Here is a 9,408-nt window from a genome sequence, read left to right on the forward strand (position 1 = left end):
TCATGGCCGAGGTCCTGGGGAGGGATCCATGGAAGAGCAGGTGGAGACGCCGGTGGGGGAGCGCGTAGAGCTGGTGTATACGCCGACGCGTGACGACCTGACGCAGGCGTTCAAGGAACGCGCGAAGGTGTCCGTGGAGCGCTGGTTGCGCAAGTTGGCGCCGGCGTTCTTGGCGCTGGCCGCCGTCGTTTTCGTGGCGGACCTGGTCCGAGGCGAAGGGCTCGACCTCGGCATGCTGGGCATCGCCTGCGTCCTGGGCTTCATGGCGTACGGCTTCCCGGTGGTGCTGGGTCGGCAGTCCCACAAACTGGCCGCTCAGCACGGCGAGTACCGCGTGGCGGTCGACGCCACCGGCTGCACCATCACCCACGACGTCGCCTCCGGCCACACCACTTGGCGAGCCACCCCGCGTTTCGCCGAGAGCCGCGATGTGTTCGTCCTGCTCAGCGGCGACCTGAACGCGACGTGCTTGGTTGTGCTGCCCAAGCGTGCCGTCCAAGCACCCGGCGATACGGACACCCTGCGCGCGCTGCTCGACCGGCACAGCACCCGCGTGTAACCGGAGCCCACCCGAACCGGCGCCGGGCGTCAGCCCTTGGCCGACGCCGCGCACTCCGCGCATGTGCCGAAGATCTCCACCGTGTGGGCCACGTTCACGAAGCCGTGCTCCGAGGCGATCGCCTCGGCCCACTTCTCGACCGCGGGGCCCTCGACCTCGACCGCCTTGCCGCAGACGCGGCAGACCAAGTGGTGGTGGTGGTCGCCGGTCGAGCAGCGGCGGTAGACGGACTCGCCGTCGCCGGTGCGCAGGACGTCCACCTCGCCGGCGTCGGCGGGGGACTGCAGCGGGCGATAGGCCGTGGTCAGGCCCCCGGGCTCACCACGATGCTTCAGCATGTCGTGGGGGTCCTGCGCGCTGCGGAACTCGTCCACCTCGTCGAGAGCCGCCGCCACGGCGGCGCGCTGCCGGGTCGACCGGCCGCGTACGGGCGCTGTCACAGAGGCCTCCTCAGAATGCTCCGGGCCATTGTGCCAGGTTGTGCCGTCACCTAAGGCAAGCCTTAGGGGGCGGGGGGCGGCGCACGGCCCGTTTCAGACCTTCACCTCGGCGCCCGCACGGGCCTCGGGCACCCGCAGCGTGCACGCGGCCTCCGCCTCCTCCGCGGCCTGCAGCGCACGGGCCCGGCGCCGCGCGAGCGGTGTCGCGAGCGCCGTCAGGACGACGAAGACACCGATCGCCATCAGAACGATCGTCGCGCCCGGCGGTACGTCCTGGTAGTAGGACGTGACGGTGCCGGAGAGCGTCACGGCCGTACCGATGGCCACCGCAAGCACGAAGGTCACCTTGAACGAGCGGGTGATCTGCTGCGCCGCCGCGACCGGCACCACCATCAGGGCGCTCACCAGGAGCAGCCCGACGACGCGCATCGCGACCGTCACGGTCACCGCCGCGGTCACCGCGATCAGCAGGTTCAGGACGCGTACGGGAAGACCCGTGACCCGGGCGAACTCCTCGTCCTGGCTGATCGCGAACAGCTGCCGCCGCAGACCGACCGTCACCAGGACGACGAACGCGGCGAGCAGCACGATCGCTGTCACATCCGCGTCCGACACGGAGGAGAGCGAGCCGAAGAGGAATGACGTGAGGTTCGCGTTGGAGCCCGCGTCGGACAGGTTGATCAGCATCACACCGCCCGCCATACCGCCGTAGAACAGCATGGCCAGGGCGATGTCGCCGCGCGTCTTGCCGTACCAGCGGATGAGCTCCATGACGACGGCGCCGACGATGGAGACCAGCGTCGCCATCCAGATCGGGTTGGTGGAGAGCAGGAAGCCGAGACCGACGCCGGTCATCGCGACATGGCCGATGCCGTCGCCCATCAGGGCCTGACGGCGCTGCACCAGGTAGATGCCGATCGCGGGCGCGGTGATGCCGACGAGCACCGCGGCGATCAGCGCGCGCTGCATGAAGGGGTTCTGGAGGAGTTCCATCATCAGGTCAGCAGTCCCGTGCGGATCGGCTCGTTCGCCGAGTGCGGATGTACGTGGTCATGGCCGGGCAGCGCATGCTGGCCGACGGCCTTCGGGGGCGGCCCGTCGTGGACGCAGCAGCCGTCGCGCAGCACCACCGCGCGGTCGATCAGCGGCTCCAGGGGGCCGAGTTCATGCAGGACGAGCAGTACGGTCGCACCGCGCTCGACCTGCGCGCGCAGGGTCGTCGCGAGGATCTCCTGGCTGGCGATGTCCACCCCGGCCATCGGCTCGTCCATGATCAGCAGCTCGGGGTCGGCGGCGAGCGCCCGGGCGATCAGGACGCGCTGGTGCTGGCCGCCGGAGAGCGCGTTCACCGAGTCCCTGGCGCGGTCGGCGAGCCCGACGAGCTCGATGGCCCCGTCGACCGCGGCCCGGTCCGCCTTCGAGGCCGGCCGGAACTTCGTACGGGAGAGACGGCCCGACGCCACGACCTCGCGCACCGTGGCCGGCACGCCCGAAGAGGCGGTGGTGCGCTGCGGCACGTAGCCGACCCGGCCCCAGTCCTTGAAGCGCTTGAGCGGTTTGCCGAACAGTTCGACCGAGCCGCCCGTCAACGGCACCTGGCCGATGACGGAGCGTACGGCCGTGGACTTGCCCGAACCGTTGGCACCGAGCAGCGCGACGACCTCACCGCGGTGCACGGTGAGGTCGATCCCGCGCAGCACGGGGCGCGAGCCGAGCGTGGCCCGGGCCTCGCGCAGGGATATGACGGGATCCATGGCTGCTCGCGCCTCCGATGCTGCGGTACTGCGGGTGGTCACTGGTTCTCCGGCCTACTTGGCGCCGAGCGCCTTCTTCAGCGCGGCGAGGTTGGACTGCATGACCTCGAGGTAGTCAGCGCCCTTGGACTTGTCGGTAATTCCCTCGAGCGGGTCGAGGACGTCGGTCTTCAGACCGGTGTCCTTCGCGAGGGTCTTCGCCGTCTTGTCGCTGGCGAGCGTCTCGAAGAAGATCGTCGACACCTTGTCGTGCTCGGCGGTCTCCTGCAGCTCCTTGATCCGCGCCGGGCTGGGCTCGGCCTCGGGGCTCAGACCGGAGATGGCCTCCTGGTCCAGGCCGTAGCGCTCGGCGAGGTAGCCGAAGGCGGCGTGTGTGGTGATGAAGGTCTTGGTCCCGGTGTTCCGCAGACCGTCCGCGAAGTCCTTGTTCAGGGCTTCGAGCTTGCCGACCAGCTCTTCGGTGTTCTTCTTGTAGTCGGCCGCGTGGTCCGGGTCGGCCTTCGCGAGCGCGTCGCCGACGCCGTCGGCGACCTCGGCGTACTTCACCGGGTCGAGCCAGATGTGCGGGTCCTTGCCGGCCTCGGTCTCGTGCGAGTGGCCCTCTTCCGCGTGGGCTTCCTCGCCCTCGTGGCCCTCTTCGCTGCCGTGGTCGTGGCCCTCGTGGTCCTCGGAGGAGCCGTGCTTCTCCAGCTTGGTGAGGGTGGCGGCGTCGACGACCGTCTTCACGCCGGACTGGCCGATGGCCTTGTCGACGGCGGGCTGCAGATCCTTCAGGTAGAGGATCATGTCGGCGTTGCCGAGCTCGACGGTCTGCTTCGGGCTGAGCTCGAGGTCGTGCGGCTCGACGCCCGGCTTGGTCAGGGTGTCCACGTTCACGTGCTCGCCGCCGATCTGCTCGGCGAGGTACTGCATCGGGTAGAACGACGCCACCACGTCGAGCTTTCCGTCGCTCTTGCCGTCGGCCGCGTTCGAGCTGCCGCACGCGGAGAGCGCGAGCAGAGCGGCGCTGGTGGCACCGGCGATCACGGCGGTGGATATCAGACGGCGGTTGCGGCTACGGGGGCGTCGTACGTTCATGACACTCATTTTCAACAAAATTGGAAACGATTGTCAACAAGCCGAAGGTCCCTTGCGTGCGGAAATGCCCCCCCGAACCGATTTGATCCGGGGGTGGGCGCCGCCGGTAACCTGAGGCATTCGCTCCCGGAGCGCGTATCCAGCGCGCTCTTCGCCGTCGTACTGAAGAGAGCACCGTGGCCGCCGACAAGATCGACACCATCGTCAGCCTGAGCAAGCGCCGTGGCTTCGTTTTCCCCTGCAGTGAGATCTACGGCGGTCAGCGGGCCGCCTGGGACTACGGGCACCTGGGCGTCGAGCTCAAGGAGAACATCAAGCGCCAGTGGTGGCGCTACATGGTCACCTCCCGCGAGGACGTGGTCGGTATCGACTCCTCGGTGATCCTGGCGAGCGAGGTCTGGGAGGCCTCCGGTCACGTCGCCACCTTCTCCGACCCGCTCACCGAATGCACCTCCTGCCACAAGCGCTACCGCGCGGACCACCTCGAAGAGGCGTACGAGGAGAAGAAGGGCCGCGCGCCCGAGAACGGTCTCGCGGACATCAACTGCCCCAACTGCGGCACCAAGGGCCAGTTCACCGAGCCCAAGCAGTTCTCGGGTCTGCTCTCCACGCACCTCGGCCCGACCCAGGACAGCGGCTCCATCGCGTACCTGCGTCCCGAGACCGCCCAGGGCATCTTCACCAACTTCGCCCAGGTGCAGACGACCGCGCGCAAGAAGCCGCCGTTCGGTATCGCGCAGCAGGGCAAGTCCTTCCGCAACGAGATCACGCCCGGCAACTTCATCTTCCGCACCCGCGAGTTCGAGCAGATGGAGATGGAGTTCTTCGTCAAGCCGGGCGAGGACGAGAAGTGGCAGGAGTACTGGATGGAGCAGCGCTGGAACTGGTACACCGGTCTCGGCCTGCGCGAGGAGAACATGCGGTGGTACGAGCACCCGCAGGAGAAGCTCTCCCACTACTCCAAGCGCACCGCTGACATCGAGTACCGCTTCCAGTTCGGCGGCTCCGAGTGGGGCGAGCTCGAGGGTGTCGCCAACCGCACCGACTTCGACCTCTCGGCGCACTCCAAGGCCTCCGGCCAGGACCTGGTCTACTTCGACCAGGAGGCCGGCGAGAAGTACACCCCGTACGTCATCGAGCCCGCGGCCGGTGTCGGCCGCACCATGCTCGCCTTCATGCTCGACTCGTACTTCGAGGACGAGGCGCCCAACGCCAAGGGCAAGATGGAGAAGCGCACGGTCATGCGCTTCGACCACCGCCTCGCCCCGGTGAAGGTCGCGGTGCTCCCGCTGTCCCGCAACCCGGAGCTCTCGCCCAAGGCCAAGGGCCTGGCCCAGGCGCTGCGCGCCAACTGGAACATCGACTTCGACGACGCCGGCGCCATCGGCCGCCGCTACCGCCGTCAGGACGAGATCGGCACGCCGTACTGCGTCACCGTCGACTTCGACACCCTCGACGACAACGCGGTCACCGTGCGCGAGCGCGACTCGATGAAGCAGGAGCGCGTCTCGCTCGACCAGATCGAGGGCTACCTGGCCCAGCGTCTGGTCGGCTGCTGACCCTTTCGCTCGTATACGGATACCCCCGGCGCCCTTTCGAGGAGGCCGGGGGTATCCGTGTCTCCGGGCCCAACTGACGCCAATCCCTTGGGAGTACGGCTCCGAAGCACCCGTATGCGGACCGCAGGGCGCGGTCCGTGGCATCGGGTACTTCGACCACGGGGGCGTACATGCGCAAGCGGACCATCATCGGGATCATGACCATCGGGCTCGCGCTCGGAACCGTCGGAGCGGTCGGGGCGGGCGCGGTCGGAGGCTCACCGTCCTCGTCGGACGGTGCGGCCGTCGGCAAGCAGAGCGCCGTCCAGGCCTTCGGCTCCGCGGGCCCGCGGGCCGTCGGGCTCACCGCCGACCAGCGCCTGGTCACCTTCCGTACGGACCGGCCCGGCAAGGCCGTCCCGCTCGGGAAGCTCGACGGGCTCGAGGGCGACACGGCCCTGATCGGCATCGACTACCGCGTCCAGGACAAGAAGCTCTACGGCGTCGGTGACCGCGGCGGGATCTACACCCTGCGCGAGATCGGCGCGAAGGCCCAGAAGGTCTCCCGGCTCACCGTCGCGCTGCAAGGTGAGAACTTCGGCGTCGACTTCAACCCGGCCGCCAACCGGCTCCGGGTCATCAGCGACACCGGCCAGAACCTGCGGCACAACCTCGACGACCCGGCCGGCGCGCCCGCCGCCGGGACCACCGCCGTCGACGGGACGCTCACCAACCCGACTCCGCCCGGTGGCACGGCACTTGGGGTGACCGCGGCGGCGTACACCAACAACGACCTGGACGCGGCGACCGGGACGACCCTCTTCGGTCTGGACACCACCGCCGACCAGATCGCGATCCAGTCCCCGGCCAACAACGGCAGCCTGGCGCCGACCGGCAAGCTCGGCACGGACGCGGCCGCGGTCTCGGGCTTCGACATCCTCGGCTCGCGGGGCTCGGGACCCAACGCCGGGTACGCCGTCACCCGGAACCAGGTGTTCCGCGTCAACCTGCTGACGGGACAGGCGAGTTCACTGGGAAGTCTGCCGGGCTCCCGGCAGGTCGTCGACCTGGCACTCCCGCTGGGCCGGTAGGCAACGACTGGTGAACATCCCTCGCGGCAGGCCCTGTTGATGTTGTGGATGCTGCACACTGGGCGCGCTCATGCCCTCAGTGCCGGATGTGCCAGGAGGCACGGATGCCGTCCATGACCACCAGCAAGGTCAGCCGCTGGGACCAGCACGGCCGTGAACACACCGTCCAGGTCAGCAAGTCGGGGGTGCAGCGCGTCCTCGTGTGCGGCACCTGCGGCTGGCGTCGCAGCGCCCAGTTCCTGCCCTGGCTCAAGGCCGAGGAGCACCTGGCCGAGGAGCATCAGGCGACGGTGGGCCCCTCGGACAGCTGAGGTCCGCGGCTTTACGGGCGGGGCGGCCAGGCTTGACCGCCCCGCCCGCACCCGTACGGACCGGAACGTCAGCGCGTTGCACACCCGCATACGGACCGGAACGTCAGCGCGCGACCTTCGCGAGCAGGTTCCGCGCCTTTGACGCGTCGCCGGCGAGACGGGCCTGCTCGGCGCCGGCGATGAGCTCCGCAGCTCTCGTAAGCGCGGCCCCAGCGCGCGTCGCGCGAGACGCACAGGCACGGGGCGAAGTTCCAAGGGATGCCGGTGGCCCGTACCTCCTCGGCGGTCGCGCGGTTGACCCGCTCCACCAGGCGCGGGTCGCGGGTGGCGCCCAGGCCGACGTTGTGCGGGAAGACCGCGGCGCCCTGCACGTTGCCGTGGCCGTGCACGGCGTCGGTCCCCTCTTGGAGTCCGGCCGGTGCGGGAGCGGTCCACGGCACCGTCGCGTACCGCCCGTCGAGGTGCGCGGGTCCGCCTATGGGCGGCGCTTGAGGCCGTTCGCAAGGAGGTCCAGGACGGCATCCATCTCGGCCTCGATCCCGGGCTTCGACCACTCATCCGCGTATACGGGGTCGTGGAAGCGGATCGTCGCGTCGAACACCGCGCGGGCCGTGGCCTCGACGTTCTCCTCGACCGCCGTGAACTCGCCCGCGGCCACGCCGTCCTGGACGATCTGCACCAACTGGCCGACCAGTTCGGTGATGTGCTCGTCCACCACCCCGCTGTTCTCGCGCAGCAGCACCTCGTACGTGGCGAACAGCTGCGGGTCGGCCCCCGCCTTCTTCCGCTTGGCGGTGAACAGCGCCACGTTCCACAACGCCAGCCGGTCCTCGGCGCCGCGCGAGCTGTCGGCGACGATCCGGCTCAGCTCCTGTGTGGTCCGGTCGAGCCACCGCTTCGTCACCGCCTCGCGCAGCGCCGCCTTCGTACGGAAATGGCGGTACACGCTGCCGTGGCTGACGCCGAGCGCGCGGGCCACGTCGACCACGGTCGCCTTGGCGGGTCCGTACAGGCGCAGCACGTCCTCGGTCGCGGCGAGGATGCGCTCGGCGGTCAGTGCTTCGGTGGCCATGGTCGCAAACCGTACCCGGGGATCCGTCAGCGCTCGCTGTCGAGGTGTGCCATCTGGTTGGCCGGGTAGCGCTCGCCCGCGGCCGCGTCGGCCGGGACGGCCTGCTCGATCGCCGCGAGATCGGCGGCGTCCAGGGTGATGCCGAGCGAGCCGAGGGACTCCTGGAGACGGGCGCGGGTGCGGGCGCCGACGAGCGGGACGATGTCCTCGCCCTGGGCCGAGACCCAGGCGATCGCGGTCTGCGCGACCGTGACGCCCTTCTGTTCGGCGATCTTGCGCAGGGCGTCGACCAGATCGAGGTTGCGGTCCAGGTTCTCGCCCTGGAAACGGGGGCTCATCCCGCGGAAGTCGTTCGCGGCGAGTGTGCGGTCGCGCGTGAAGTGGCCGGAGATCAGACCGCGGGACAGGACTCCGTACGCGGTGATGCCGATGCCCAGCTCGCGGGCCGTCGGCAGGATGTCCGCCTCGATGCCGCGGGAGATGAGGGAGTACTCGATCTGCAGGTCGGAGATCGGCGCGACGGCCGCCGCCCGGCGCAGGGTCTCGGCGCCGACCTCGGAGAGGCCGATATGCCGTACGTGCCCGGCCTCGACCAGCTCGGCGATCGCGCCGACCGTCTCCTCGATCGGCACGTCGGGGTCGACGCGGGCGATCCGGTAGATGTCGATGTGGTCGGTGCCCAGGCGCTGGAGCGAGTACGCGGCGAAGTTCTTGACCGCGTTCGGACGGCCGTCGTATCCGGTGAAACCGCCCTCGACGGTACGCAGGGCACCGAACTTGACGCTGGTGAGCGCCTGTTCGCGGTGGGCGGCGGGTGCGGTGCGCAGTGCCTCGTCGATCAGCAGTTCGTTGTGGCCCATGCCGTAGAAGTCGCCGGTGTCGAGCAGCGTGACGCCCGCTTCGAGCGCGGCGTGGATCGTGGCCAGGGACTCGGCGCGGTCGGCGTCCCCGTACAGGGCGGACATTCCCATGCAGCCGAGGCCGAGGGCGGAGGTCCGGGGACCGGTGGTGCCGAGAGTGGTGGTGCGCATGAGGGGGCTCCTTCGGATGTCGTGCGCCGCGGGCGCCGGACGCCTCGGGCGGTGCTGTGACCAGCATGACCCACCGGCTGACAGATTTCAACATCTGTCAGCTGTCATCTGTCAGTCACCCGGCAATTCCGGTGCAACCGCCACTCGCCCTCCGGTACCGTCGCCCCCATGTACTTTCACCTCCCGATCTACGAGTGAGATCAGGCGGGCACGAGCCCGTCCCCCGAAAACCTTCATCTCTCTCACCTGATGGGAATCACCCGTGGCCAAGAGCCGGAACAACCTGCTCGGCGTGGGCGGGCAGCGCAAGAAGCTGTCCCGTAGGAACGACGCCGGATCCGCGACCTCGCGCGCGAACGACCGCAAGACGGCCGAGGAGCTCAAGCAGGACCTCGTACGCAAGATGCAGGAGCGTGCGCAGGGCGAGTCGAAGACCGACGACGCGTCGCAGGAGGGCACCGAGAACAGCTGACCCGGACAAGCCGAGCGGCGGGCGCCCCCCCCCCGCCGGGGGGGCGGCGGCTGGGCCCGCCCC

Annotated in this window: 11 protein-coding genes and 1 pseudogene; 5 read left to right on the forward strand and 7 right to left on the reverse strand. The window is 69.5% G+C overall.

The features are described 5' to 3' along the window. Window positions 1–28: 28 nt before the first annotated feature. Complete coding sequence (locus tag JAO81_RS14600; RefSeq protein ID WP_199548270.1) at window positions 29–559, forward strand: hypothetical protein; 531 nt, start codon at window positions 29–31, stop codon at window positions 557–559. A 29-nt stretch (window positions 560–588) separates the two neighbouring features. Here JAO81_RS14600 and JAO81_RS14605 read toward each other — a convergent pair whose 3' ends face one another. The 4 genes from JAO81_RS14605 to JAO81_RS14620 form a co-directional block, all read right to left on the reverse strand. Beyond that, window positions 589–999 carry a Fur family transcriptional regulator gene (locus JAO81_RS14605; protein ID WP_199548271.1) on the reverse strand — a complete coding sequence of 137 codons (411 nt, stop codon included), beginning with the start codon at window positions 997–999 and terminating at the stop codon, window positions 589–591. 93 nt (window positions 1,000–1,092) lie between these two features. Further along, window positions 1,093–1,992 (reverse strand): metal ABC transporter permease, encoded by a 900-nt coding sequence (locus JAO81_RS14610; protein ID WP_199548318.1) that lies wholly within the window; start codon window positions 1,990–1,992, stop codon window positions 1,093–1,095. 2 nt (window positions 1,993–1,994) lie between these two features. Then, window positions 1,995–2,753: a metal ABC transporter ATP-binding protein gene (locus JAO81_RS14615; protein WP_199548272.1), complete on the reverse strand. Its 759-nt coding sequence runs from the start codon at window positions 2,751–2,753 to the stop codon at window positions 1,995–1,997. A gap of 54 nt (window positions 2,754–2,807) precedes the next feature. Continuing rightward, window positions 2,808–3,839, reverse strand: a complete 1,032-nt coding sequence (locus tag JAO81_RS14620) for a metal ABC transporter substrate-binding protein (RefSeq protein WP_199548273.1) — start codon at window positions 3,837–3,839, stop codon at window positions 2,808–2,810. A gap of 167 nt (window positions 3,840–4,006) precedes the next feature. Here JAO81_RS14620 and JAO81_RS14625 point away from each other — a divergent pair, with 167 nt between their 5' ends. From JAO81_RS14625 to JAO81_RS14635, 3 genes are all read left to right on the forward strand, one after another. Beyond that, window positions 4,007–5,389: a glycine--tRNA ligase gene (locus JAO81_RS14625; RefSeq protein ID WP_199548274.1), complete on the forward strand. Its 1,383-nt coding sequence runs from the start codon at window positions 4,007–4,009 to the stop codon at window positions 5,387–5,389. 170 nt (window positions 5,390–5,559) lie between these two features. After that, window positions 5,560–6,459, forward strand: a complete 900-nt coding sequence (locus JAO81_RS14630) for a DUF4394 domain-containing protein (RefSeq protein ID WP_199548275.1) — start codon at window positions 5,560–5,562, stop codon at window positions 6,457–6,459. 104 nt (window positions 6,460–6,563) lie between these two features. Next, entirely contained in the window at window positions 6,564–6,770 is a 207-nt protein-coding gene (locus JAO81_RS14635; protein WP_199548276.1) for a hypothetical protein, read from the forward strand. Window positions 6,771–6,955: 185 nt separating this feature from the next. Here the strand turns inward: JAO81_RS14635 and JAO81_RS42445 are convergent. The 3 genes and pseudogenes from JAO81_RS42445 to JAO81_RS14650 form a co-directional block, all read right to left on the reverse strand. Beyond that, window positions 6,956–7,171 (reverse strand): annotated as a pseudogene (locus tag JAO81_RS42445) (glycoside hydrolase family 3 N-terminal domain-containing protein); the annotation flags it as partial. 74 nt (window positions 7,172–7,245) lie between these two features. Continuing rightward, complete coding sequence (locus tag JAO81_RS14645) at window positions 7,246–7,842, reverse strand: TetR family transcriptional regulator (protein ID WP_199548278.1); 597 nt, start codon at window positions 7,840–7,842, stop codon at window positions 7,246–7,248. A gap of 26 nt (window positions 7,843–7,868) precedes the next feature. Further along, entirely contained in the window at window positions 7,869–8,873 is a 1,005-nt protein-coding gene (locus JAO81_RS14650) for an aldo/keto reductase (protein ID WP_199548279.1), read from the reverse strand. Between the two features lie 262 nt (window positions 8,874–9,135). On the opposite strand from JAO81_RS14650, the gene JAO81_RS14655 reads away from it, so the two are divergent. Further along, complete coding sequence (locus JAO81_RS14655) at window positions 9,136–9,345, forward strand: DUF6243 family protein (RefSeq protein ID WP_199548280.1); 210 nt, start codon at window positions 9,136–9,138, stop codon at window positions 9,343–9,345. Window positions 9,346–9,408: the final 63 nt, after the last annotated feature.

Source organism: Streptomyces sp. N35 (assembly GCF_016464295.1).
Lineage (GTDB): Bacteria > Actinomycetota > Actinomycetes > Streptomycetales > Streptomycetaceae > Streptomyces.